Annotated in this window: 24 protein-coding genes; 13 read left to right on the forward strand and 11 right to left on the reverse strand. The window is 66.2% G+C overall.

From position 1 onward, the window contains the following. Positions 1–23 precede the first annotated feature (23 nt). From ACYQR9_RS14640 to ACYQR9_RS14650, 3 genes are all read left to right on the forward strand, one after another. Positions 24–221, forward strand: coding sequence for a hypothetical protein (locus ACYQR9_RS14640; RefSeq protein WP_056426402.1), 198 nt, complete (start codon positions 24–26; stop codon positions 219–221). 142 nt (positions 222–363) lie between these two features. Then, on the forward strand, positions 364–783 hold the full coding sequence (locus ACYQR9_RS14645; RefSeq protein WP_207413736.1) for a lysozyme inhibitor LprI family protein: 420 nt from the start codon (positions 364–366) through the stop codon (positions 781–783). A gap of 124 nt (positions 784–907) precedes the next feature. Continuing rightward, positions 908–1744: an alpha/beta fold hydrolase gene (locus tag ACYQR9_RS14650; RefSeq protein ID WP_461226908.1), complete on the forward strand. Its 837-nt coding sequence runs from the start codon at positions 908–910 to the stop codon at positions 1742–1744. Positions 1745–1765: 21 nt separating this feature from the next. On the opposite strand, the gene ACYQR9_RS14655 is transcribed toward ACYQR9_RS14650, so the two are convergent. The 4 genes from ACYQR9_RS14655 to ACYQR9_RS14670 all read right to left on the reverse strand — a co-directional run bounded on the left by ACYQR9_RS14655 (position 1766) and on the right by ACYQR9_RS14670 (position 5705). Continuing rightward, positions 1766–2158: a response regulator transcription factor gene (locus tag ACYQR9_RS14655; protein WP_461226910.1), complete on the reverse strand. Its 393-nt coding sequence runs from the start codon at positions 2156–2158 to the stop codon at positions 1766–1768. A gap of 141 nt (positions 2159–2299) precedes the next feature. Further along, positions 2300–2971, reverse strand: a complete 672-nt coding sequence (locus ACYQR9_RS14660; protein WP_207413733.1) for a response regulator transcription factor — start codon at positions 2969–2971, stop codon at positions 2300–2302. After that, positions 2968–4923, reverse strand: a complete 1956-nt coding sequence (locus tag ACYQR9_RS14665; RefSeq protein ID WP_461226912.1) for a PAS domain-containing sensor histidine kinase — start codon at positions 4921–4923, stop codon at positions 2968–2970. The genes ACYQR9_RS14660 and ACYQR9_RS14665 overlap by 4 nt, the downstream gene beginning before the upstream one ends. Further along, on the reverse strand, positions 4905–5705 hold the full coding sequence (locus ACYQR9_RS14670) for a sensor histidine kinase (protein ID WP_461226914.1): 801 nt from the start codon (positions 5703–5705) through the stop codon (positions 4905–4907). Before ACYQR9_RS14670 ends, ACYQR9_RS14665 begins: the two co-directional genes overlap by 19 nt. A 540-nt stretch (positions 5706–6245) precedes the next feature. Here ACYQR9_RS14670 and ACYQR9_RS14675 point away from each other — a divergent pair. Beyond that, positions 6246–7904, forward strand: a complete 1659-nt coding sequence (locus ACYQR9_RS14675; RefSeq protein ID WP_461226916.1) for an FAD-dependent oxidoreductase — start codon at positions 6246–6248, stop codon at positions 7902–7904. Between the two features lie 235 nt (positions 7905–8139). Here the strand turns inward: ACYQR9_RS14675 and ACYQR9_RS14680 are convergent, their stop codons facing one another. From ACYQR9_RS14680 to ACYQR9_RS14695, 4 genes are all read right to left on the reverse strand, one after another. Then, on the reverse strand, positions 8140–8346 hold the full coding sequence (locus tag ACYQR9_RS14680) for a hypothetical protein (protein WP_207413725.1): 207 nt from the start codon (positions 8344–8346) through the stop codon (positions 8140–8142). A gap of 47 nt (positions 8347–8393) precedes the next feature. After that, a complete protein-coding gene (locus tag ACYQR9_RS14685) occupies positions 8394–8645 on the reverse strand; it encodes a hypothetical protein (RefSeq protein WP_461226918.1) in 252 nt (83 codons plus the stop codon). A 229-nt stretch (positions 8646–8874) separates the two neighbouring features. Continuing rightward, positions 8875–9498 carry a response regulator transcription factor gene (locus ACYQR9_RS14690; RefSeq protein ID WP_461226920.1) on the reverse strand — a complete coding sequence of 208 codons (624 nt, stop codon included), beginning with the start codon at positions 9496–9498 and terminating at the stop codon, positions 8875–8877. A 135-nt stretch (positions 9499–9633) separates the two neighbouring features. Continuing rightward, positions 9634–11031, reverse strand: coding sequence for a sensor histidine kinase (locus ACYQR9_RS14695; RefSeq protein WP_461226922.1), 1398 nt, complete (start codon positions 11029–11031; stop codon positions 9634–9636). Between the two features lie 190 nt (positions 11032–11221). On the opposite strand from ACYQR9_RS14695, the gene ACYQR9_RS14700 reads away from it, so the two are divergent. Continuing rightward, the gene (locus ACYQR9_RS14700; RefSeq protein ID WP_461226924.1) at positions 11222–12118 is read left to right on the forward strand and encodes a helix-turn-helix domain-containing protein; all 897 of its coding nucleotides are present in this window, start codon (positions 11222–11224) and stop codon (positions 12116–12118) included. A 279-nt stretch (positions 12119–12397) separates the two neighbouring features. Then, positions 12398–13231, forward strand: coding sequence for a helix-turn-helix domain-containing protein (locus ACYQR9_RS14705; protein WP_461229811.1), 834 nt, complete (start codon positions 12398–12400; stop codon positions 13229–13231). Positions 13232–13280: 49 nt separating this feature from the next. Here ACYQR9_RS14705 and ACYQR9_RS14710 read toward each other — a convergent pair whose 3' ends face one another. Both ACYQR9_RS14710 and ACYQR9_RS14715 read right to left on the reverse strand, forming a co-directional pair. After that, positions 13281–13541 carry a DUF6894 family protein gene (locus tag ACYQR9_RS14710; protein WP_056426362.1) on the reverse strand — a complete coding sequence of 87 codons (261 nt, stop codon included), beginning with the start codon at positions 13539–13541 and terminating at the stop codon, positions 13281–13283. A 1-nt stretch (position 13542) separates the two neighbouring features. Beyond that, positions 13543–14256, reverse strand: a complete 714-nt coding sequence (locus tag ACYQR9_RS14715) for a Crp/Fnr family transcriptional regulator (RefSeq protein WP_207413718.1) — start codon at positions 14254–14256, stop codon at positions 13543–13545. Positions 14257–14539: 283 nt separating this feature from the next. Here ACYQR9_RS14715 and ACYQR9_RS14720 point away from each other — a divergent pair, with 283 nt between their 5' ends. The 3 genes from ACYQR9_RS14720 to ACYQR9_RS14730 all read left to right on the forward strand — a co-directional run bounded on the left by ACYQR9_RS14720 (position 14540) and on the right by ACYQR9_RS14730 (position 20244). Next, positions 14540–15688, forward strand: coding sequence for a helix-turn-helix domain-containing protein (locus ACYQR9_RS14720; RefSeq protein WP_311275557.1), 1149 nt, complete (start codon positions 14540–14542; stop codon positions 15686–15688). A gap of 474 nt (positions 15689–16162) precedes the next feature. Continuing rightward, positions 16163–20065 (forward strand): chemotaxis protein CheB, encoded by a 3903-nt coding sequence (locus tag ACYQR9_RS14725; RefSeq protein ID WP_461226926.1) that lies wholly within the window; start codon positions 16163–16165, stop codon positions 20063–20065. A gap of 2 nt (positions 20066–20067) precedes the next feature. Further along, the gene (locus tag ACYQR9_RS14730; RefSeq protein ID WP_461223969.1) at positions 20068–20244 is read left to right on the forward strand and encodes a hypothetical protein; all 177 of its coding nucleotides are present in this window, start codon (positions 20068–20070) and stop codon (positions 20242–20244) included. Between the two features lie 65 nt (positions 20245–20309). Here ACYQR9_RS14730 and ACYQR9_RS14735 read toward each other — a convergent pair whose 3' ends face one another. Next, a complete protein-coding gene (locus ACYQR9_RS14735; RefSeq protein ID WP_461229812.1) occupies positions 20310–21203 on the reverse strand; it encodes a LysR family transcriptional regulator in 894 nt (297 codons plus the stop codon). A 103-nt stretch (positions 21204–21306) separates the two neighbouring features. Here ACYQR9_RS14735 and ACYQR9_RS14740 point away from each other — a divergent pair, with 103 nt between their 5' ends. The 4 genes from ACYQR9_RS14740 (at position 21307) to ACYQR9_RS14755 (ending at position 25404) form a co-directional block, all read left to right on the forward strand. Beyond that, the gene (locus ACYQR9_RS14740) at positions 21307–22179 is read left to right on the forward strand and encodes an SDR family oxidoreductase (RefSeq protein WP_461226928.1); all 873 of its coding nucleotides are present in this window, start codon (positions 21307–21309) and stop codon (positions 22177–22179) included. A gap of 416 nt (positions 22180–22595) precedes the next feature. Beyond that, positions 22596–23471 (forward strand): ABC transporter ATP-binding protein, encoded by an 876-nt coding sequence (locus ACYQR9_RS14745; protein WP_461226929.1) that lies wholly within the window; start codon positions 22596–22598, stop codon positions 23469–23471. After that, on the forward strand, positions 23468–24361 hold the full coding sequence (locus tag ACYQR9_RS14750; RefSeq protein ID WP_461226931.1) for a branched-chain amino acid ABC transporter permease: 894 nt from the start codon (positions 23468–23470) through the stop codon (positions 24359–24361). Before ACYQR9_RS14745 ends, ACYQR9_RS14750 begins: the two co-directional genes overlap by 4 nt. A 5-nt stretch (positions 24362–24366) precedes the next feature. Then, positions 24367–25404, forward strand: a complete 1038-nt coding sequence (locus ACYQR9_RS14755) for a branched-chain amino acid ABC transporter permease (RefSeq protein WP_461226933.1) — start codon at positions 24367–24369, stop codon at positions 25402–25404. The last annotated feature ends 23 nt before the right edge of the window (positions 25405–25427 follow it).

Below are 25427 nucleotides of genomic sequence, written 5' to 3' on the forward strand. Positions count from 1 at the left end.
CTGCCGAGCGGTGCAGTGAGGCGATGACGCAGCTTCTCATCGGGGCGATCGTCGCCCTCGGCGCGATCCTCTATGTCGCACGCGTGCGGCAGATGCTGAATGCCGCCACGCGCGCGCATTTTCCGCGACGAATCCTGCTGGTCTACATCCTCGTCCAGACACTGATCTTCGGGGCCGTCCTTGCAGGCGGCATCTGGCTGGTGTCGTGGCTGATGCGCTGACGGGGGACGACCGGCAGCGCCTTGCGGAGCGGGATCATTGCTTAGAACCGGGCACCATGCCGTCCGGCTCCGACGGCCTCTCAGAGCCGGCTTCATACCCGTCAGATCATGGCTGTTCTTGTCTGGAGAACCGAAGGTCCCGATGAATCGCACATTCGCCTTTCCCGTCGCCGTGATGGTCAGCCTGCTCGGCAGCATCGTCGTCGAGCCGTCCTACGCCGCCGGCATGAATACGCAGACATATTCCCCGGACTACGATAAATGCATGGACAAATCCGGTGGCGTCACAGCCGAGATGCTGGATTGTGCGTCCGCTGAACTGTCGCTGCAGGACAAGAAGCTGAACGCCGCCTACCAGACGCTCATGCGCAAATCGACGGACGAGGAGAAGACCGCGCTCCGCGATTCTCAGCGGGGTTGGCTGGCCTACAGGACCGCCTCCTGCAAGCTGACGATGATCTTCGGAGGAGGCGGAACCATGGACCTGATCGCCGCCTCGAGCTGCAATCTCGATGAGACGGCGCGGCGGGTGTTCTTCCTGGAAAGCCTGCTCGCCGAGTAGGGCCGTCCGACCGAAGGCATCGGCAATGGCGCATTCGTCCAAGCGGTGACGCGAATCGTCAAGCCGACTCGGCGCCTTGCTTCCATAGCTCGGACCATCTCCCTCCCGAACAGGATAGCCTTCCATGCCCTTCGTCACGACCAAGGACGGCGTCGAGATCTTCTACAAGGATTGGGGTTCCAAGAGCGCCCAGCCGATCATGTTTCACCATGGCTGGCCGCTCTCCTCGGACGATTGGGACGCGCAGATCCTGTTCTTCCTACAGCACGGCTACCGCGTCGTGGCGCATGACCGACGCGGTCATGGCCGCTCGGCCCAGGTCGATACCGGCCATGACATGGATCACTACGCCGCCGACGCCTTCGCGGTGACGGAAGCGCTGGACCTGCGCGACGCCGTGCATATCGGCCATTCCACCGGCGGCGGCGAGGTCGCCCGCTACGTGGCGAAGCACGGAGAGCCAGCCGGCCGCGTGGCGAAAGCCGTGCTGGTCTCCGCGGTGCCGCCGCTGATGGTCAAGACGGAAGCCAATCCCGAAGGCCTGCCGATCGAGGTGTTCGACAACTTCCGTGCAGCCACCGCCGCGAACCGCGCGCAGTTCTTCCTCGACGTGGCGAGCGGGCCCTTCTACGGGTTCAACCGCGACGGCGCGACGGTTCAACAGGGCGTGATCCAGAATTGGTGGCGCCAGGGCATGATGGGCAGCACGAAGGCCCATTACGACGGCATCGCGGCGTTCTCAGAGACCGACCAGACGGACGATCTGAAAGCCATCACCGTGCCGACGCTGGTCCTGCATGGGGACGACGACCAGATCGTCCCGATCGCCGATTCTGCGCTGAAATCGGTCGAACTCCTGACCAATGGCACGCTCAAGACCTATCCTGGCTTTCCGCACGGAATGCTCACCACCCACCACGACGTCATCAACCCCGACCTCCTCGCCTTCGTGAAGGGCTGATCCGGGTTTTCGCGACGGCGGTCACGCCGTCGCGTCCCTCGCCGACCGCCCCGTCAGTGCCAGTTCCAGCGAGCGGATGATCGTGGCGCCGTCGCAGGGCTTGCCCAAGAAGTCACTGGCGCCCGCCGCCAGGAGGGTTTCGCGCAGGGCTTCGGTCGGGAACGCCGTCACGAAGATCACTGGCACCCGCGATCCCAGAGCGCGCAGACCCTTCTGCATCTCAACACCGGTCATGCCGGGCATCTGCACGTCGGTGATGATGCAGTCGGGCGCGTCCGCCGAGCAGGTCGCCAGGAAGTCGCAGGCCGAGGCGTAGATGCGGGCGGTGTAGCCGAGGGAGCGCACGAGGCTTCCGGTCGCCACGCGCACGTCCTCGTCGTCGTCGACGATCGCGATCACAGGCGGAGTTGGCATTCCACTGACCTAAGGGTTCACCGCCCGGTCCCCGTGATCGGGGAGGGTTGGCCCAGGCCGAGATATGGCCCCTCGCGCCGTGGGTTGGAATCATACGGAGGTTTGCCGGGCCCCACCTTTCGGCAAAGGCCGGCAGATCGGTCACCGCGTCGGCGCACCGCCGGCATGGGAGATCCCGAGGGACTCGGCACTCCGAACCAGATCGGCCAGGGAGCGCGCCTTCATCTTGCGCATGACGTGGCCCCGGTGGATCTTCACTGTGATCTCGCTGAGGCCGAGATTGCCAGCGACCTGCTTGTTCATCAGGCCAGCGGTGACCTGTGCCATCACCTCCCGCTCCCGCGCAGTGAGGGTCTCGTAATCGGCCCTGAGATCGTCGAGGGCCGCATGCGCGCTGCGCTGGACCGCGTCGCGCGCCAACGCCGTGCCGATCGCGTCGAGAAGATCCTGTTCTCGGAACGGCTTGGCGAGGAAATCGACCGCTCCGGCCTTCATGGCTTTGACCGTCATCGGAATATCGCCGTGCCCGGTCATCAGGATCATCGGCAGGTCGATCCCCAGGGCGCCGAGCTGAGTCTGGAACTCGAGGCCGCTCACGCCCGGCAGGCGGACATCGACCACGAGGCATCCGGCGCCCAGGGGACGCGGCGCGGCGAGGAACTCCGCCACCGACGCGAAGGCAGCGCAGGTAAGATCGATGGAGCGGAGAAGACCCGATAGGGCATCCCGGATATCCGGGTCGTCATCGACGACGAACACGGTCTGCCTCGCAATCGATGCGCGTGCCGGCCCTGCCGCATTACCTCGGATCATGATCCCCTCTCGGCCGTCATCGGTATGGTGAAGTGGAAGGCGGCGCCCGGACCATCGTCGCTATCGTCATGGCCACTGATCCAGAGGCGACCGCCATGCGCTTCGACGATCGAGCGGCAGATCGCCAGTCCCATGCCCATCCCGTCCGCCTTGGTGGTGAAGAACGGCTGGAAGATCCGTTCGACGGCCTCCGCCGCGATTCCCCCGCCGCTATCGGCGACGGTGACGCGGACATGCTCGGTCCCGTCCGGGGCGACGCGGATGATCAGGAGACGGGGCCGCCCGATGACCGTCGCCATGGCCTGGATGGCATTCACCATCAGGTTGATGAGTACCTGCTGCAGCTGAACCCGGTCGCCATGGACCGGCGTCACGTCGGCCGCCACGTCACGCACCAATCGCACGTCATGGCGTACCATCTCGCGTTCGACGAGAAGTACGGCTTCCCCGATCATCTCGCGCAGATCGAGCCAGTCGCGCGGGGGCGGCGCCTTGGCGAGGAAAGTGCGGATCCGCGAGACGATCTCGCCGGCGCGGGTGCCGCTCGCCACGACCCGCGTCACCGCGGCCGAGACTTCGCCGAGATCCGGCGGGCTCCGCTTCAGCCAGCGCAACGCCGCCTCGCCATTGGTCACGATGGCCGCGAGGGGCTGATTGACCTCATGGGCGATGGAGGCGGTGAGTTCGCCCAGCGTCGTCACGCGCGCCGTATGGGCGAGCTCGGACTGAAGCGCCAACAGCGCTTCCTGCGCCTGCTTGCGCTCGGCGATGTCGAGGGCGAAGACCAGCACGCACTCGAACCCATCCGCATGGGACGGAAAGGTGATGCCGAAGAGAATCGGCACCCGCTCCCCCGAAAGCGAGCGGATCACAGTCTCCCCCTCGAAGAAGGTCTCGCCCCGCGCCAGCGCCAGCAACGACTCGACGAAGGTCGGCTCGTCCTCGAACAGGAAGGCGTCGAGGGATTGCGGCGCTGCGGCGCCCGTATCGGCTCCGATCAAGCGCCGCAATTCGGCATTGGCGTCGACGATGGTGACGCTGCGGCGCAGGTCGCGGACGACCTCCGGATGATCGTCGAGGTAGGTGCCGAGGGACATCCCCGAATCGCGCGGGACCGCATCGAGGACCGCCTTCACCTGGCGCCAATCCTGCTGCAGGATCGCCACGCGGGCCGTGTCGAAGATGGTACGGTAGCGCCGCTCGCTTTCCGCCAGGGCGGCGTGGGCGCGCTTGCGCTCCGTGATGTCGGTATTGGTTTCCAGGACAGCGAGCGGCTGACCATCCGCATTGCGCTGGAGCGACCAGCGGCTCTCGACGACGACCCTGGCGCCCGACCGCACCGTCTGGACGAGTTCACCCTCCCATCGCCCGTTCCGCATCAGCGCGTCCCGGATCGCCGCCTCCCCATCCGGAAAGGCCGTACGCAGGAGGACGTGCACGTTGCGCCCCCGAACCTCGTCCCGGCGCCAGCCATAGAGGTCTTCCGCGGCGCGATTCCAGAACGTCACCGTGTCGGTGGGCGTACGCACGAAGATCGGATCGTGGGTGAGTTCGAGCAGTTCGGCCTGCTCCGCGAGGATGCGGGCCGCGGATTGATTGCGAAGCACCAGGAGCGTGCTGATCGCGATGGCCGCGAGGCTGACGAGGGCACGCAGCAGCGCCGAGTCGCTGTCGAACAGGCGGTGCGACAGGAAATAGGCGACTGTCGTCAGGATGAGACACCCGGACGCCGTCAGGATCACCCCGTTCCGCTGGAATGCTCGCGCGGCGATGAGCACGACGACCACGTAAAGCACGGCCACCGCGCCTTCGAGCGGCGTGAACGCGTCGACGAGGAAGATGACCAGGGCGAGGCCGAGGGCGACGATGCCCAGGATTCCGCCCGGTCGCCGGCCCTCCGGCGGGGCGGCGGGGCGGAAAGGCGAGGGGGCCGCTACGACAGGCGCGTCCATCGCCCCTCCGCGGCATCGACGGCGCCCCGACGCACCCTGTCGTCCGGTCGCCCGGCTAACGGCACCGTCACGGAGAATAGCGATCCCGTACCCTCCACGGACCGAACCGTGATCCTGTGATCCAAGGCCAGTGCCGTCTGGCGCACGATCGCCAGGCCGAGGCCGAGACCCAGCTGGGTATGCTCGCGCCCGCCACGGTCGAAGGCGTCGAAGATCGTTCCGCACCGGGACGACGGGATCCCCTCGCCCTGGTCGTACACCGCGATCGCCAGATGCTGCCCACGCCTGCGGCATCCGATCAGAACGGTCCCGTCGCAGCGGGAATATTTGATCGCATTGCCGATGAGGTTGCGCAGGATCGCCATGAGCATCGTCGGATCGGTGTCGACCATCCTCGCCGATGGCCGGAAGCGAAGCGTGATCCCGCAGGCACGAGCATGACCGCCCCACTCCGCCTGCAGTTCCTCGAACATGTGGCGCAGGCATACGGCTTCGCGTTGAATCACCGGCCCGTTGCGGAGTTGCGATGAGCGCGCGAGGTCGTCGAGCTCGTGTCCCAGCCGGTGAAGCGCGCCCGTTGCTATGCCGAGGCGAGCGGCGACCTCCGGGTCGGAGCTGCGCTGCAGCGCGCGCTCGATGGCCATGACGGCGACCTGGAGCGGCTGCTTCAGGTCGTGCCCAGCCACGGCGAGGAGACGGGACATGGCGGCACAGGCCGTCTCGGCGCTCATACCTGCCTCCGCCCGTCCCGCCGGGCTCTGCGCATGAACGGCCTGAAGCATCGTCATCTCCCCATTCCCGGTGGCCTGGACGGCGGATGAAGCCTCGGCCGTTCGAGCGAACCATGAAGCGTGACCGGATGCCTGTGAACTATACTGTCGTTTACTAAGGGGTCACCGCGCGGCGCTCATACGGAGCGTGGCCGGGCGCATGCCCGTGCCTGATGCCGCGTGCCGCCGGACGGCTGCGCATCCGTCCGGCATCCAAGTCGCCATAAGTCTCGCCGCTCGTCTTGCACGTATGGTCCGTGTTTTGAACGATCCGCGTTCACCTCGAGAACACCTCTCCAACCGCGCTCACCCTGGATCGCCGGACGCGAATCAATGAGGCCTCATGCTGATCCCGGTCGTTCGGCCAGGCACCATTCCCGATCGTCGGCGAGCGGGCGGTCGCCGGGAATTGGCACCGGCCCATCCAAAACGTCGCGCGATCGGACAAGCCAGGTGGCATGCCGTCCTGCAGCTACGGCAGTGACGACAGGACGAGACACTATCCGGGGCAGGAATGGCCCCTCCGGATTCGACGGCACGGAGTGATCCGAGATGACCGACACCACCCTCGCGGCGGACACCGACGGCGACGAGCGCACGGCGCAGACCTTTCCCCGCCTCAGCGATGAAATGGAGCGCCGGGTGGCCGGCTACGGCACGGAGGAGATTCTGCCGGAGGGTAGCCTCATCTTCACCAGAGGGCAGCGGCGGGTGGATTTCTTCCTCGTCCTCGCCGGCCGGATCGAGATGTTCGAGACCGACCATGACGGGGTCGACCGGGTCTTCGTGGTGCACACCGAGGGGCAGTTCACGGGCGAACTCGACCTGTTCAACGACCGGGAGATCTTGGTCTCGGGGCGCACCGTGGTGGAGACGCGCGTGGTGCGGATCGATCGCGCCGCCTTTCGCCGCTTGGTCACCGCCGAGCCGGATATCGGCGAGATCATCATGCGGGCCTTCATCCTGCGCCGGGTCGGCCTGATCCGCCATGGGCGGGGAGGCGTCGTGCTGATCGGTCCCGGTCACCAGCGTGAGACCCTTCGCCTGGAGCGCTTCCTCGTCCGGAACGCCTACCCGCACCGCATCCTCGACACAGCGGGCGACCCGGCCTCCCGCCATGCCCTGGACGGATTCGGCCTGACCGAGGCGGACCTGCCGGTGGTGATCGCTCCGGGCGCTGCGGTGATGCGCAATCCTACGAACGCGGCACTGGCGGACGCGCTGGGGCTGACGGAAGCGATCGACCCCGGCCGCATCTACGATGTCGCGGTGATCGGCGCCGGACCGGCGGGCCTCGCCGCCGCGGTCTATGCCGCCTCGGAGGGGCTCGACACCATCGTCATCGAAGGGCTGGCACCCCGCGGCCAGGCCGGCACCTCCTCGAAGATCGAGAACTATCTCGGCTTTCCGACCGGGATCTCCGGTCAGGCGCTCGCCGGCCGCGCGCAAGTCCAGGCCCAGAAGTTCGGGGCGCGTCTCGCGATCTCCCGCATGGCGACGGGGCTCGATTGCGGCGGGTCATCCTTCCGGGTGATCCTCGAAGATGGCACCGCCGTCCCGGCGCGCGCCGTCATCGCCGCCACCGGCGCCCGCTACCGCCGCCTGGATCTGCCGCGCTACGCGCATTTCGAAGGGCAGGGCATCCATTACGCCGCCACAGCCATGGAAGCGCAACTCTGCACCGGCGAAGCGGTGATCGTCGTGGGTGGCGGTAATTCGGCCGGTCAGGCCGCAATGTTCCTGTCCCGCACGGTGGCGCATGTCCACCTTCTCGTGCGGGCCACCGGTCTCGCCGCGACGATGTCCGATTATCTCGTGCAGCGGATCGCGTCGTCGCCGCGCATCACCCTGCATACGCAGACCGAGATCACCGCGCTTCTCGGTGAAGACACCCTGACATCGGTGACATGGACCGACCGGTCGAGCGGGATCAGTGAAACGAAGGCCATCGGCAACGTCTTCGTCATGATCGGTGCCTTGCCGAATACCGGATGGCTCTCGGACTGCCTCGGTCTCGATCCAAAGGGATTCGTTCCGACCGGCCTGCGGAGCGACGGGATGCCGGCCGCGTCTCCCTATGCCACAACGGTCCCGGGTCTTTACGCCGTCGGCGACGTTCGCGCGGGCTCGGTGAAGCGCGTCGCATCCGGGGTGGGCGAGGGATCGGTGGTGGTCCAGGCGGTCCACGGTTTCCTGCACCCGGAGCCCTGAAGGCACAGAGGCGAAACGCCAAGCCCGAGACCGGCGGGGGAGGGCTATGGCCGACAGGCTTTGGCTGGATTTGGGCCGGCTTCAGCGCGTTCGGACAGAACGTTTCCCACTCTGGACGCCGGATGCATGGCCGCCGTCAGGAAAACGGAGCGGAGGACCGAATGGACCACTTGCCGGCCATTCGGTCCTCCGCCCTGAATCTCACCTAACCTCGGATCTCACCTAACCTCGGATCTCATTTCGCCTGCAGATCCGTCTTACGGCCGACCTGCTGGCGATCGGCCTCGACGGTCACCGGCACCGCCGCCTTCCCCGGGGCGTCGATCCGGTCCCGCGCTCCGGCGGCGTCGAGCCCCGCCGGAGGCGTGTGGGATTGCGCGAAGGGCACGGTCGATGCCAGCGCGAGGATGGCTGCGAGACAGGGTCTGATCAGAAGGTTCATGGCCGCTCTCCCCGGAAATGACCGCGTTGCCGCGAGGCGATGAAAGCTCAGTCGGCGGGACCGCCCGACGTCGTGCCGAAATTCGGCACCGCGTGGTTCGTCTCGTCGGCGTTGCCGCCCTTGGCCGAGCTGTCGGTGGTCCGGGACGCCTGCGGCTCATGACGGGATTGCAGGGAACCGGTCCCGTCCAGGTCCACCTGCTCGACGGTGCTGCGGGCCGGATGACGATCCGGCATGGCGAGGGCAGGGGCCATCAGGCCAAGCTGCAGGAGGGCGACGGAAGCGAGATGCTTGATCATGGTACGTCTCCGGATGTCAGACTGGTTTCGGGTCAGAACGGAGCCGCTCGATGTCTTCGCCGCGGCCCTGAGTTCATGTCCAGATCTTAATCCGTCCAAGCAATCTGAATATTATACGGCAGATCATCCGATCGATGCGTTGGTTAAACCGTCTCATACGAAGGTTTCGGCTTGCGCCGGCTCCGGCAGAACGGTGTTCACCGCCATGGCGGCTCGACCCTTCGGCCGCTCAACGCTGGCGCGTGGCCACGATGCCGAGTTGATCCGCCATGCGGACGAGGTCGGCGAGGGACCGGGCCTGCATCTTCTCCATGACCCGCCTCTTGTGAACCTTGGCGGTGATCTCCGTGATGCCGAGATCGGCGGCGATCTGCTTGTTCATCAGCCCCCCGATGGCGCATCGCATCACGTCGTTTTCCCGTGGGGTCAGCGTGGAGAACCTGGCTGCGAGTTCGCCCTGTGCGCGCCGATCGGCGAGGGCGGCGGCATCGGCCTCGAGCGCCTTGCGGATCGCGGCGAGCAGCACGTCCGCAATAAAGGGCTTGGTCAGGAACTCGACGGCGCCGCCCCGCATGGCACGGACCGACATGGGGATCGTGCCATAGCCGGTCAGGAAGATGATCGGCACCGTATTGCCGTCCGCGCGCAGCATTTCCTGGACGGCCAGTCCGCTCTGTTCGGCGAGCCGCACGTCGAGCAGGATGCATTCGGGTGATTGGCGCAGGAGCGAGCCCGACAATCCGCTCGAATCCGCGTGACCGACCGCTGCCAGCCCATCGGACATACAGAGGCGGACCAGCGCTTCACGCAGCACAGGGTCATCGTCGACGATATGAATGGTCGCTTCGGGCATTGGTCTCGCGGGCGCGAATACGCTCGTCTCATACACGAATTGCGTAGCGCCTCGACTGCAAGCTTCGCACCGACCCCTTATTATCGTGCGCCATACCGCAATCCCAGGGCGACCACCTCACCGTCAGGGAAAGGATCACGCATCGGAGATGGGGAGCGTGATGTGGAACGCGGCGCCTCCACCCGGCGCGGCATCGACACGGATGTCGCCCCCATGGGCATCGATGAGGTTGCGGCAGATCGCGAGGCCCATGCCCATGCCATTCGCTTTGGTCGAATGAAACGGCTCGAAGATCCGCGCGCGCCGCTCCTGCGCGATGCCGGGGCCCGTATCGCTGACGGTGACGGCGACGAAGGCGGCCTCGCGGCGGATGGCGACCAGGATATCCCGGCGTCCGGCGCTGTCCGTCATCGCCTGCGCCGCATTGAGGAGCAGGTTCACGAAGACCTGCTGGATCTGGATCGGATCGGCCGCGATGAGCGGGATCTCGCCGTCGGCGGCAATGTGGACCGTCGTGCCGTGGACACGGATCTCGCGCTCGATCAGCAGATTGGCGTCCCGCGCCGCCTGTAGCGGATCGACGGGGGTGAACAGGCGGGGCGCGTTGCCGAGATAGGATCGTGTGCGGGAGATCACGTCTCGGGCGCGGATCGCGGCGCCGACCACGTCGTCGAGGGCTGCGGACGCCGCCTCGACATCCGGCTGGGGCCGTTTCAACCAGCGCAGGGCGGCTTCGGCATTGGCGACGATCACCGCGAGCGGGGAATTGACCTCGTGGGCGATCGACGCGCTCAAAGCTCCCACCGTGGTGATCCGCGATGCTCGTGCGAGCTCGCTATCGGCCACGGCGACGTTCGCCTGCGCCTGCTTGAACGCCGTGACATCGAGGGAGGTGACGATGATCTCGGCGAACCCGTCGAGATCCTGCGGCAGCATCGCGGTGAAGAGCGTGTCCCCCTCGCTTCCATCGGCCCGGACCACATGCGCTTCCGAGCGGAAGAACCGATCGCCGCGGCCGAACGCGACGAGCCACTGGACGAAGGTCTGGTCTGTCGAGGGCAGCAGTCGATCGAGCGGGCCGAGATAGGCGCTCTTGTCAGTGGCCCCCGTCTCCTCGAGGGTGAAGGCGTTCACGTCCGTGACGATCACCTTGGCACACAAAGCGCGGAGTTCGTCCGGACGGCTGGCGTAATAGCACTCGATATCGGTCACGCCCGCATGGCGCAGTTCCATGACCGCCCGGGCCGCCTCCGTCCAATCCTCGCGCCACATCGAAATCCCGGCCCGCTCGAAGATGGCAGCGAAGCGCGCCTCACTGCGTTCGGACGTGGCTCGCATTCGCGCGATGCTCAACATTGCGACCGTAAGCGCCAGCGCCCCGCCCGCTCCGATGACGAAGGACGCCATCGTGGACGCCGCCCCGGCCGCCCAACCGGCGAGCCCCGCCAGGATGACGGGCGGGAGCGTCACTCCGGCGGCAAAGCCGAACCCGGTGGGGTGCAGCTTCCGGCGACGGGCCGGACCGGCTCGCATCCAGGCGGGGGGGTCTCCCGAGGTCGGTCGATCCGCTCGGGGCGAGGCGGACGCCCGGCTCGGCCACCGCGAGAAGACCTGCCGCATTCGCTCGTCCGCCTGGCTTCGCCGCGATGTCGGGCACTGCTCGTCTGGTATCCGATACACCTGTATAATAGCCGAGTTCGCGCGCGGCTTGCACGTTGCCGGCATGGATTTTCACCGTCACGGCGCACACAAGTTCCCGAAAGCGGGTCTCTTCGCCTCCTCGGCGGGTCGGCAATGGAACGGCGTCGCCGCGGAGTTGCGGTCTCATCCGGCCGGCGACCTGCCCGCCATCGTCCCGACCCAGATGGAGATCACGCTGGCGGTCCGGCGCAGCCCCGATGCTCATGTCAGCCGCAAGGGCGCCGGGATCCGGCAGCGGACGCCGGTGGAGAGCGGAACGATCTGGCTCTGTCCCGTCGGGGTCGGGGAGGACGACATCAACATCTCGGCGCCCCTGGACGAGATCCTCCACATCTATCTGCCGGCGGAGCGTTTCGACCATCTCGCCGCCCTGTATGGCGACGCGCGCATCCGTGCCGATGCCGTGCGCTATCTCGCCGGCGTCGAGGATCCGTTGCTCGTCCAGATCGGCCTGTCGATCCATCAGGAACTGATCCGGGAAAGCTCGGCGGGCCGCATGATGGTCGAGGCTGCCGCCCTCGCCCTGACGGCCCGGATCGCGCAGGCCTACGGTCACGACCGACCGGAAACGCGAGCGCGCCCCGCCACGGACGCCGCATCCCCGGACCGGATCAACCGCGCCGTCGCCTTCATCCGCGACAATCTCGAACGGGACCTGTCCGTGGCCGAGATCGCCGCCGTGGCTTGCCTCAGCCCCTTCCACTTCACCCGCATGTTCAAGCGCGTCACCGGGAAAACGCCTTATGCCTTCGTCAGCGAAGAAAGACTGAAGCACGCACGCCGATTACTGATCGAGCGTAAAATATCCCTGATCGACGTCGCCCTGTCCTCCGGGTTTTCCAGTCAGGGCTCGTTCAACACGGCATTCAAGCGCGCTGTCGGTCGGACACCCGGCGAGTATAGGCAGCATTATTCATAACCCCTCGCAATCCGGACAGCAGGATATGCGAAGTCCACGGCAATTCGGCGAAATACGAGAGCGGCCTCAGCGATTTAAGTGATCTCCATGGTGAATGGGGAAACAGACATGCACGTGACGCCTGTCCACGAACCGGCAAAGCAAGCTCTCGCGCGCCCGGCCCCGGCATCCGCCCGCCCTCGCGCAAGGCAGCATTTTCGTTTCGAGCGAACTCCATGCGATCCGGTTGGCCCATCGAGAATCCGGCTCGGCGACTGGTCCGAGGGGGGCATCGTGCTGATGTCCGGGGACGGCGTCGGAAGCGCGGTCCGGATCGACCGGGTCGATGCGCTCGTTCTCCAGATCCGGCTCGACGAGCCACCGACGCCATGGAACCACGTCGCGCTCCTGGACCGTGCGGATGGTCAGCCACAGATGCAGCTGCGCGCAGGCGAGGCGATCCTTCATGACCTGCGTCAGCCCTGCCTGTTGCGGGCTCCGGCGCGAACCCTCCAGATCGGGCTCGATCGCCAGATCCTGACGCAGGTGGCCGAGGATCTGAACATCCACGACGCCGATCCCGTCGAGGAATTCCTACCGGTCTACGGAATGGTGCTGGCGGACCCCGCCTTGTATCATCTCGCCGTCAGTGTCGGAGAAACCCTGGATCGGGACGATCGCTGGGCCGGGGCCATCCGCCGCCAGTTGACCCATGCGGTGGCGGCCCATCTCCTGGGAACCTATACGCGGCTCAAACCCGCGCCCGAGACCGTTCGCGGCGGCCTAGCTCCCTGGCAGCTTCGTCGCGCTCAGGACCGGATCCGTGCCGATCTCGCCCAGGCCATCGACCTCCGGGCGGTCTCGGAATCCTGTGGTCTGTCCGTCAGCCACTTCGCGCGCGCCTTTCGCCAATCCACCGGCATCGCGCCCCATTCCTGGTTGACGGGGGAGCGCATCGCCCGCGCCAAGGTCATGATGCGGAGGAAGGATCGGACGCTCGCCGACATCGCCCTGGCCTGCGGCTTCGCCGATCAAAGCCACTTCACCCGCGCCTTCGCAAAAAACCAGGGCACGACTCCGGGACGCTGGCGTCGCCTGATGGAACCGGAGGCGCGGCACGCCACGATGCAGTGACCGGCGGAGCCCAAGGGGTTACCTCAGGGCATCCTGGGGACGGCGCCGTTCAATCTTCGTCATCGTCCTCCGGAACGATGTCGCTGAACGGCACGGTCAGCACGCGGCGCGCATTCGCGTCCTCGACCTCGAAGGAGCAGGCGAACCAATCCCGCACGGCAAACGAGCGAGATCCAGCGACCAGCTCGCGGGCACATTGCAACGCATGCTGGCGCGCGGCGTCCAGATCGGCCAGTTCATCTCCCTCCGGATCGACTGCCAGCTTGCCGAGGCCCGCACCATAGCGAAGGTTGAAGAAGTACCGGGGCATGTCAGGCGCCTTCGATCAGGCGGGCATATTCGGCCTCGGGCGTGCCGTAGCTGCCATTGGCCATCTCCTCCAAGAGCTCCCGATCCAGCACGGTGATGCGCCCGCGCCGAGCTCGGATACGACCGGCCCCTTCGAGCTGCTGCATGGCCAGGGTGACGCCTGAGCGCCGCACGCCCAGCATCATCGACAGGAACTCGTGCTTGAGCAGCAGTTCATCGCCTTCTGCACGATCGTGGCACATGAGCAGCCAGCGTGCGAGGCGCACCTCGATCTCAAAGGTGGCGTTGACGATCGCCGTCTGCCGGACTTGGATCATCTCGGTCAGAACGTAGCGGAGGAGCAGCTTGCGGAGGGTCGGGCTCTCGTCCACCGCCGCGCTGACGATCCCGGCGCGGATCGACAAGGCGTGACCCGCCATCTGCACGAAGTGCCGGTAGGGGACACGGTCCGAGCCGAGCAGCACATGCGACGCGCCGATCACGCCCTCTCGGCCGATGATCCCGATCTCGACCCGGCCGTTGGTACCGTCGGCCGTAATCGAACCGAGACCGCTCTCCAGGAAGTACAGGTACTCGGTTCGGATATTGGCTTCGATCAGCGTCTGATCGACCAGCAAGTCAACGGGTTCCAGATGAGGCTGGAGCCGGGCGAAATCCTCACCGGTCATGACCTTCAGCAGGCGATTGCGCACGGCAGATTGCTGGATGTGAGCCATGGGCCCTTGCCTCCTCGTCGGAGCAAGAGCTCGGCGTCTCTTAGCCGCCTACGCTCGGACATCGTTGCAGGCGATCGCTAAGTCATGGCACGGACAACAGATGATCTCAATAACATTTGGCAAACTGTCATAGATTAACCGAAGCTGACCAGCGTATCCGACGTAAGTTCGATACCGCACCGGACGCTTTGTTTTGTTTACTGTCAATTCAGATCATGTTTAAACCTGGGTATACGATTTTGCCCGTCAGATGACAGGTGGCCTTCATTTTTGGAGCCCGGACATGGACCTTGCAGCCCGACAACCGACGGTGCTCCTAGCCGAACCGGATTTTCTCATAGCGGAGGACCTCAGCGACGCTCTGATGGGGGCGGGCTACCGCGTGCTGGGGCCATTCGCGACGACGCCCGAGGCACTGGCCGCCATCGACCTGGCCAGTCCCGCCCTCGCGGTGGTGGACGTCAAGCTTAGGGACGGCTTCTGCACCGTATTGGGCCGCGAATTGCGCCAACGCAGAATTCCCATCCTCGTCCATTCGGGTTTCCAGCAGGACGAGCCTCGTGCCTCGGACTTCCAGAACCTGCCCTGGCTGACCAAACCGGCTCTGCCCAACGATATCATCGCGCTGCTGGACAGCCTCACCAAAGCGCCCCCACCCATGAGCGCCGAGGTCGTGACGCCTATTCGGAGGCTTCAACCGGTCGAGGGCCGGAGCAACCCCTTCATCCGCAAGCTGGAGGGATTCGTGACGCTCTCCCAGGCCGACCGGGAGATCCTGGAGCGGATCAGCGCCAATCCTCGCCCCATCGCGCCGCATACCGATTTCGTCCGGGCGGGCGACCCACCGGATGGCGTCCATCTCGTGATGAGTGGGATCGCCTGCCGCTACAAGCAGCGCTCCAGCGGCGCCCGCCAGATCACCGCCTATCTCGTGCCCGGCGACACCTGCGATCTCGATGTGGCGCTCATGAACCGCATGGATCACACCCTCGCCACGCTCTCCGCCTGCGAGGTGGTGCGGATCCCGGTGACTGTCGTGAAGGATCTCATGGAGCATCATCCGGCCATCGCGCGGGCCTTGCGGATGGCAAGTCTCGTGGATGAGGCGACCCTGCACGAGTGGCTGGTCAATGTCGGTCAGCGAACGGCGCTGGAGCGGATCGCCCATCTGTTCTGCGAACTGATCACCCGCTTTCAGGCCGCGGGTGTCGGAACCAACCAAAGCTGCGACCTGCCCGTCACACAGAACCAGCTCGCTGATACGACGGGAATGACCACCGTCCACGTCAACCGTTCGCTACAGGAGCTTCGACGGCGCGGGCTGATCGAGCTCAAGGGCCGGACCCTGAGGATCCTCGACTGGCCGCGCCTGAAGCGTCTTGCCGAATTCGATGCGGACTATCTGCATCTCGGCGAGCGGTCCGCCGCATAGGATTTCGGCGTCGGCGAAGCGCCGACGCAACGCGCCTCGACGGTCCGGTATCGGTCGACCCGCCTTCCGTCCGCAGACGCGGACGCCTTCCTCGCTGAGAGCAGGGTTCTCGCCGCGAGGCCCGCCGGTCCGTAGACCGGGGGCGATATGGTGCTCTCACGATCCTTCGCCGCCGGGCCTGCTTTGGCCCCGCTCGCCCCTGCCTGCGAGCCACGTCCGCCCTGATCATCGAAGATCATCCGGCCCATGTGCTCATGGGCTCCGGCCGGATAGCGGGTCCTCGGTTCCGTCGAGGCTCCCTCCTCGCAAGGGTTCGAGCCCGTGGACGCCCCAACGTGGACGACCCGACGCGGTGCAGGACGAGCCGGCGAGCCGGTTTTTCACCGGTGTGGGGAAAACAGAAGCGGACTCGACCGTTGGGTATCTGCCCGAGTTCTCGCTAAGAGATCGGTCAGCCGCCACGGATAGGGCCACATGTACGACCCCGAATCTCACGCATTTCCCTCTCCGAAATTCGTACCCGTTTGCGCCATCGGCGCCTCGGCGGGCGGCATCGCGGCGCTGCAGGGCCTGTTCCGGCAACTCCCGCCGGATCTCGGCCTCGCCTACGTCGTCATTCTTCACCTCGCACCCGACCACCCGAGCATGCTCGCCGACATCCTGTCGGGCTGCACCCGGATGCCCGTCAACCAGATCCAGGACAGGCCGACCCTCAAGCCCAATTGCGTCTACGTGATCCCGCCCGATCGCGAACTCGTCATCGATGGCGACAGCGTCACGGCACGGGAGTTCAGCGAGCCGCGCGGCCGGCGATCGCCCATCGACATGTTCTTCCGCTCCGTCGCCGCCGCCCGTGGCGACGGCATCGCCATCATCCTGTCGGGCGCCGGCGCCGATGGATCGGTGGGTATCCAGGCCATCAGGGAGGGCGGGGGCGTCGTCATGGTGCAGGAGCCGGCGGAAGCCAGCTTCGCCTCCATGCCGCAGAACGCCATCTCCACGGGGACGGCCGATTTCGTCGCGCCGCTGGCCCGCCTGGCCGAGCGCGTGGTGGAGTTGGCCCATAGCAAGGAGGCCGTCCGCTCTCTCGACATGGACGCCAGCGCCAACGAGCTTCGGCGCATCGTGGCGTTCCTTCGCGCCCGCCTGGGCCACGATTTCTCAGGCTACAAGCGGGCCACCGTGATGCGGCGCGTGATCCGACGCATGCAAGTCTGCCGCACGGATACGCTCGCGGACTATGCCAATCACCTTCTGGCCACTCCCGAGGAGGCGAAAGAACTCTTCACCGATCTTCTGATCTCGGTGACGCAATTCTTCCGCGACCCGCAGGCTTTCGAGGCCTTGAGGCACCAGACGATCCGACCGCTCTTCGACGATCTCGGGCCCGAAAAGGGGGAGAACCTCCGCGCCTGGGTCGTGGGTTGTGCCACTGGAGAGGAGGCGTACAGCCTCGCGATCCTGCTGCATGAGGAGGCTGCGCGGCGGAAGCTCCATCCGCAGATCCAGATCTTCGCCACGGATCTCGATGATACCGCGCTCGGGATCGCGCGGGAGGGGCGCTACCCGCGCTCGATCGAGGCCGACGTCTCCAATGAGCGCCTCACTCAGTTCTTCGTCGACGAAGGCTCGCATTACCGTGTGCGCAAGGAGCTGCGCGACAGCGTCATGTTCGCCACGCACAGCGTCATCAAGGAGCCGCCCTTCATGCGGCTCGATCTCATCACCTGCCGCAACCTTTTGATCTACCTCGAGCGCAGCCTGCAGCAGCAGCTCTGCGCGATCTTCCATTACGGCCTCAAGCCGGGACGCTACCTGTTCTTGGGGTCGGCCGAGACCGTGGACGCGGCAACGGACCAGTTCGCCCCCCTCGACCGGGAAGCGCGCATCTACTGCTCCCGGCCGAATGCGGCCCGCACACTGCCGATCCTGCCGCAATTCGCCGTGCCCGAACGGTTCATGCCCCCGGATCACGCTGCGCCCGCGCGCAACGAGAATGGGGACAGGTCGGCCACGCTGCACCTGTCCGCTCTGGAACAGAGCGCGCCCGCGAGCGTGCTCGTGGATGACGTTCAGCACATCCTGCACCTCTCGGCGAATGCGGGGCGCTTCCTCCTCCACTCGGCCGGGCCGGTCTCCAACCAACTCCCCACGGTGGTGCGGCCGGAGCTGCGGCTCGATCTCAGGCTGGCGCTGACCCGCGCCCTCGACCAGAAGGAACCGACGCTCACCCATCCGACCGTGGTCGCGTTCGACAGCGAGCGGCGCAGGATCGCCATGCACGTCGTTCCCGTTCCCAGCGAGGCGCATATGGGGACGCGCGCGCTCGTGTTCTTCCTGGATGGCGGCCGCGTGCGCGGCGACGACACGTCAGAGGCCGCAACCGACACCCAGCCCGACGAGGTTCGCCGCCTTCATGCCGAGTTGAGGGCTGCCCAGGAAGCCCTGATCGCCAGCCGCAGCGGGCACGAAGCGTCGATCCAGGATCTTCGTGCCACCAACGAGGAGCTGCAATCGATCAACGAGGAGTATCGCTCGACGGCAGAGGAGCTCGAGACCTCGAAAGAGGAGCTGCAATCGATCAACGAGGAGCTTCACACCGTCAATGCCGAGATGAAGAGCAAGCTGGCCAGCATCTCGGTGGCGCATAGCGACTTGCAAAATCTCACCTACGCGACGGAAATCGGCACTTTGTTCCTCGATGCCAACCTGCGCATCAAGATGTTCACGCCACCGATCGCGGAACTCTTCAACATCACGAAAGCCGATATCGGCCGTACGATCACCGATTTCACGCACCGTCTGGAGTATGACGGGATCGAGGCGGACACCAGTCGGGTGCTGCAGGACCTCGTGCCGGTGGAGAACGAGGTCCGCAGCCGGGCCGGGCAATGGTTCATGATGCGGCTCAGACCCTACCGCACCGTGGAGGATCGCATCGACGGCACCGTCATGACCTTCGTCGACATTACCGCGCGTCGCAAAGCCGAGGCGGCACAGAGCCGCTCGGAACAGCAGTTGCGGGCGCTCGTCCAGGCCAGTTCGCAGGTGCTCTACCGGATGAGTCCGGCCTGGGACATGATGCACGAACTCTCCGGGGGAGGGTTCCTGTCCGATACTGACGATCCCGACCAGAGCTGGGTCACCCGGTACATCCCGGAAGAAGATCAGGCGCAGGTCCGTGCCGAGATCGAGGCGGCCAACGCCGCGAAGCGTTCCTTCGACCTGGAGCACCGGGTCCGACGTCTCGACGGCACTGTGGGATGGACGCATTCGCGGGCCATCCCGGTCTTCGACGGCGACGGCAACATCATCGAATGGTTCGGCTCGGCGACGGATGTCACCACGCGCAAACGCGCCGAGGATGCGCTGCGTGAGAGCGAGGCCCGCCAGCGCGCGTTGATCGAGGGCGTCCCACAGCTGGTCTGGCGGGCGGTCGATGGCGGCCAATGGACCTGGGCCAGCCCGCAATGGGGCGCCTATACGGGGCAGTCCGAGGCGGACAGCCTCGGTCACGGCTGGATCGCCGCTCTCCACCCTGACGACCGTGATGAGACCCTCGCGCGCTGGGAGGAGGCGGAGCGTTTGGGCACGCTCGTGGTCAATTACCGGATCCGCAATGCGGCGGAGGACCGTTATTCCTGGTTCCAGACGCGCGCGACCCCGGTCCATGACGAAAGGGGGAGGATCGTCGAGTGGCTCGGCACCTCCACCGATGTGGACGACCTGCGCACCTACCAGGAACGCCAGAAGGTCATGGTCGCCGAATTGCAGCACCGCACCCGGAACCTGCTCGGCGTGGTCCGGTCGATCGCTGGACAGACGCTGCGCTCCAGCGAGACGCTCGAGGATTTCGAGGTGGCCTTCACGAACCGGCTGTCCGCGCTCTCACGTGTACAAGGCGTTCTATCCCGCGCGGATAACGAGCCGATCACCATGGACGCGGTGCTCCGTGCGGAGCTCGACGCCCTCGGCGCCGCCAACATGCCCGAGCGCGTCCTGTTGTCGGGTCCGAAGGTACGCCTGCGCAAGCGCACGGTGGAAATCTTCGCGCTGGCCTTGCACGAACTCGCCACGAATGCCCGCAAATACGGGGCGCTCACCACCGAGGCGGGCCGCCTGGAGGTGACGTGGCGGACCTATGCGGGCGAGGAAGGCGAGCGCCTCGTGTTGGAGTGGCGGGAGACCGGGCTCGAACATGTGCTGGAGGAAGAGGGTCCGATCGCGAAGGCCGGCGGCTACGGCCGCGAATTGATCGAGCGGGCATTGCCCTACGTCATGCAGGCACGCACCACCTACGACCTCTCCTCGACGGACCTGCACTGCACCATCGATTTGCCACTCATCGATCATGCCCAGGCACAAGATCTGGGGTGACGATGGAATCGAGCCCCTGGGCAAGCCGCGTGATCCTCGTGGTCGAGGACGAGTATGCCCGGGTCGATGCGTTGCGCCGTGACTGCGAGCGAGCCGGCTTACCGGCACGCTTCGCGGATGTGGTCAGGATCGAAGCGCCGGTCGAGCCTGAGAAGATCGCCGAAGCGCTCATCCGCTGAAGCATTCGGCATGGGCGCCGGATGACAGACCGTCGGGCTCCGTCGCCGGGGCAGGGGCCTCGCTGCTATCCATCGATATGCGCCGCGAGCTCATCGGCGGTCCCCATCGGGAAGGCCTCCTTCAGATGGACGAGGAAGGCGGAGACACGTGCGCTCAGCAGCCGCCGCGACGGGTAGAGCGTCCAGAGGGCGATCTCCGGCCGGTCGAGATCGCCCCAGAGAACCATCCTGCCGGCCGCCAGATCGCGGCTGACGAGCGAGATCGGCAGGCGTCCGGCGCCGAGCCCGGCGCGGACCGCATCGCGGACCATCATGAGCGATGACAGGCCGAGCACCGGATCGACGGTGACGCTGGACTTACCGCCGGGCGATCGCATGTCCCAGGTCAGCGGACCTCCGATCGGTCCGCGGATGACACCGGGCACGGTTGCCCCTTCTCCCGGCCGGTCCAGGCCCGGGCTCGCCACGACCACCAGCCGGTCCCGCAAGAAGATACGGCCGACCAGAGTCTCGTCCGGCTCCGGGTTGACCCGGATCGCCAGGTCGTAGCCCTCCTCCACCATGTCGACGGCCCGGTCCTCCGTGGTGATCTCCAGCCGGATGTCGGGATATTTCAACCCGAAATCGACCGCGAGCCGGCCCATCGCGGTCTGTGAGAACAGCACGGGCGCGCTGATGCGCAAGCGTCCGCGGGGCCTGTCTCCGCCCGTGGCGATGGCCGACGCCGCTTCGTCGAGTTCGGTGAGCAGCACCCGCGTCCGCTCGTGAAGGGCGCGGCCTTCCTCCGTCAGCTTCAGGCTGCGCGCGCCCCGTTCGAACAGGCGCAGGGCGAGGCTGGCCTCCAGCTCCCCGACCCGGCGGGACAGGGTCGCCTTCGGGCGTCCAGAAGCGCGGGCAGCCCGGCCGAAACCCCCGTGCCGGGCGACGAGGTTGAAATCGGCGAGGGCGAGGAGGTCCATCGTCCCACCTGTGAGACGGACCATCCTAACAGACGGTCTATCGATCCACGAGTGGGCCCATCATTCTCCGGGTGTCGTTTGAACCAACCTTGGAGTGAACCCCATGACCATCCTCGTCACCGGCGCGACCGGCACCGTCGGCCGCCACGTCATCAACCACCTCGTCCAGCGTGGCGCCGATGTCCGCGCACTCGTCCGCGACCCCGTAAAAGCGGAGCTTCCCGCGGGTGTGGCCGTGGTCCAGGGCGACCTGCTCGATGTCGACACCTTGCGGAACGCCCTGTCGGGAATCTCCACCCTGTTCCTGCTGAACGCCGTGGTGCCGGACGAATTCACCCAGGCCCTGATCGCCCTCAACCTCGCCCGCGAGGCCGGGATCGAGCGGCTCGTCTACCTGTCGGTGATCCATAGCGACCTCTACGTGAACGTGCCGCATTTCGCGGGCAAGTTCGGCGTCGAGCGGATGATCGAGGGAATGGGCTTCAACGCCACGATCCTGCGCCCGGCCTACTTCATGAACAACGATGCCCTGATCAAGGACGTCGTGCTCGGCTACGGCGTCTACCCGATGCCGATCGGGGCCAAGGGCCTCGCGATGATCGATGCGGCCGATATCGGCGAGATCGCCGCCCTCGAACTCATCCGCCGCGAGCGGTCCAGCACACCGCTCCCCTTCGACCGGATCAATCTCGTCGGTCCCGAGACGCTGACCGGTGCGGACGTCGCCGCCATCTGGTCCAAAATCCTGGGCCGCCCGGTCGCGTATGGCGGTGACGACACCGGCGCCTTCGAGCAGAACCTGCGGCAGCAGCACGCGCCGAGCTGGATGGCCTTCGACATGCGCCTGATGTGCGAATGCTTTCTCGACATCGGGATGCGGCCGGAGACCGGCGACATCGATCGCCTCACGGCACTTCTGGGTCGTCCGTTGCAGTCCTATCGCGATTTTGCCGCCAGGATCGCGGCGTCCGCCTGACACCATTTGGGACACCGGCCGTCAGGCTCCAGGAGTTCGGTGGGGAATACCGAACTCCTGAGGCCGGATGGCCACGCGCAACATCAAGAATCCGCTTTGTGCTCGGATCGTCTATCGATCGCGCCCCCTGATCAACCGGCGCGGTGCCGACAGGCGCTCCAAAAATAAGAGAGCGCACGGATAGCCTGAGCAGAACCAATCTCCCGATCACGGCTCGCATGGAACGAATGAGGTAAAAGCGCCAGAAATATAGCTCCTTATCCTTTTGACAGATTTAGATTTATAGATGAAGCTGGGCCTATCGATGATCCGTCAAGGGTATCATCCATCCCATGAGACTGGCTTTATCGCGTCATGATCTCGATTCATTGACGTGAATACATTACCTCGCCCCCCCCGGAAACGCTTCTCTCATCATGAATGTTGCTGTCCGGCCGCATCTCGTCGATCGGCCACGATCCGTGAGCCTTCCCGCTTCCCGCCAACGGCTCCATCCCAGGATCGTCGAGGAGGGTGCTCCCTTCCTTGTAGTCGAAGGCGTGTCGCTCGGGTTCGGTGGGACCGTGGCGCTCGATGCCGTGGATCTGTCGGTCGGGGAGGGGGAGATCCATGCGGTCATCGGCCCGAACGGAGCCGGTAAATCCTCCCTGATCAACGCGATCAGCGGGCTTTACGCGCCGGATTCCGGAGCGATCCGGATCGGCGACGACCGCTTTTCCCGCGTGCCGACGCGGCACCTCGCCCGCCTCGGTGTGGCCCGCACCTTCCAGAACCTGGCGCTGTTCCGGGGTCTCACCGTCCTCGATACGGTGACGATCGGGCTGGTCGACAGCCAGTCCGCCGGGCTTGGTGCGCAGGTCCTCGGACTTCCCCATGCGCGACGCGAAGCGTGCGAGCACCGGGAGCGGGCCGAGGCCGTCATCGCCGCGCTCGACCTCGCCGACATACGCGACCGGCTCGTCGGCACGCTCCCCTATGGTGTGCAGAAGCGGGTCGAGCTCGCCCGCGCCCTGGTAGCCAGACCGCGCCTCCTGCTGCTCGACGAGCCCATGGCCGGCATGACGGCCACCGAGAAACAGCGGATGAGCGGTGATATTCGCGCCACGCGGGACTCCACCGGCACCACCATCGTACTGATCGAGCACGATGCCGGCGTGGTGATGGGCCTATCGGATCGCGTCACCGTCCTCGATCACGGGCGGCGCATCGCCTCCGGTACGCCGGCCGAGGTCCAGGCCGATCCCGCCGTCATCGCCGCCTATCTCGGCCTCGCCTTCGAGGCCGGCGCATGAATCCCGATCTCGCTTTCTTCGTCGAGGTGCTGGTCGGCGGTCTGTTGTCCGGCGTCATGTATGCGCTGGTCGCGATCGGCTTCGTGCTGATCTACAAGACCTCCGGCGTGCTCAACTTCGCGCAAGGCGCGATGCTGCTGTTCGCGGCACTGACCTTCGTCAGCCTTACGGAACGGGGCGTGCCCTTCATCGGCGCCTTTGCCGCGACCCTGGCGGTCATGGCCCTCCTCGGGCTCGCCATCGAACGCGCCGTCCTGCGGCCCCTGGTCAACCAGCCGCCGATCACTCTCTTCATGGCGACGCTCGGCGTCGCCTACGTCATCGAGGGAGCCGCCCAGCTCGTCTGGGGCACGCAGGTACACGGGCTCGATCTCGGCATCGACGATACGCCGATCGACCTCGCCGGCATCCTCGTCAGCCGCTTCGACCTGTTCGCCGCAGCCGTCGCCGGGCTGATGGTAGCCGTGCTGAGCCTGTTCTTCCGCTACACCCGCACCGGCCTCGCCTTCCGTGCGGTGGCGGACGATCCGCTGGCGGCTCTGAACACCGGCCTGCGTCTGCCCCGGATCTGGGCCGCGGTCTGGATCGTGTCGGGCATCGTCGCCCTGGTGGCTGGACTACTCTGGGGAGCGCGCCTCGGCGTGCAATTCTCGCTCTCCCTGGTGGTGCTGAAGGCCCTGCCGGTCCTCGTGCTCGGCGGTTTCGATTCGATCCTCGGCGCCATCGTCGCCGGCCTCATCGTCGGCGCGGTGGAGAAGCTGTCGGAAGTCTATCTCGGGCCGGTCATCGGCAGCGGCATCGAGGGCTGGATCGCCTATGTCGCGGCTTTGGGCTTCCTGTTGCTGAAACCCTCGGGGCTGTTCGGCATGCGCAGCGTCGAGCGGGTCTGAGCGCCATGGCCGCCACCTCTACTCCGCGGGACAAGTCCTTGCCGCGCCTATCCGCCAAGGGCATCGGCGTCGTTCTTCTTCTGACGATCGCCTATGGGATCGTTCCGCTCGTCGGCAGCAGCTACCTCTACGAGGCGATCCTGACGCCGTTCCTGGCCCTGTCGCTGGCGGCCCTCGGACTCAACCTGCTCACCGGCTATGCCGGCCAGCTCTCACTCGGATCCTCTGCCTTCATGGCGGTGGGAGCCTATGCCGCCTTCAACCTGTCGCTGCGGCTGCCCTTCCTGCCGCTGCCGGCGACCATCGTGCTGGCCGGGCTCGTCGCCGCCCTGGCGGGGCTGGTAGCCGGTTTGCCCGCCCTGCGGCTGCGCGGCTTCTACCTCGCCGTCTCGACGCTGGCGGTGCAGTTCTTCGTGGCCTGGGTGCTGAACCGCTTCAGCTGGCTCTCCAACGACAGCCCATCCGGAGTCATCAGCGCGCCGCCGCTGGTCGTCGGCGGCCTGTCCTTCGAGGATGCCCGTGGCCGCTACCTGTTCTCGCTCACCGTGGTGACGCTGCTGACGGTCCTGGCCTGGCGCCTGGTCACCTCGCCCACCGGACGCAACTTCGTCGCCGTGCGTGACAACGAGACCGCCGCCCGCGTCATCGGCGTGAAGGTGGCGCGCACCAAGCTCCTCGCTTTCGGGCTGTCCTCCTTCATCATCGGCGTAGCGGGTGTGCTCTGGGCCTTCGCCTACCTGCGCACGGTGGAGCCGGCAGGGTTCAACCTCGACCGCTCCTTCCAGATCCTGTTCATCGTCATCATCGGCGGCCTCGGCACCCTGCGCGGCGCCTTCCTGGGCGCGGGGCTAATCGTCGTCCTGCCGTTGCTGTTGTCACGGTTCGGCGCAGCCTTACTCGGCGACGGGTTCGATTCCGGCACGCTGGAGATGTGTCAGCGCATCGTCCTCGGAATCCTGATCGTCGCCTTCCTGATCCGCGAACCCGCCGGGCTCAGTGCGCTCCTCGACCGCGCCGTGCGCCGCCTACGCCCCTCGGCCTGACCGTTCAAACTCCTGAGACCAGT

This window comes from Methylobacterium sp. CM6241, assembly GCF_054817845.1.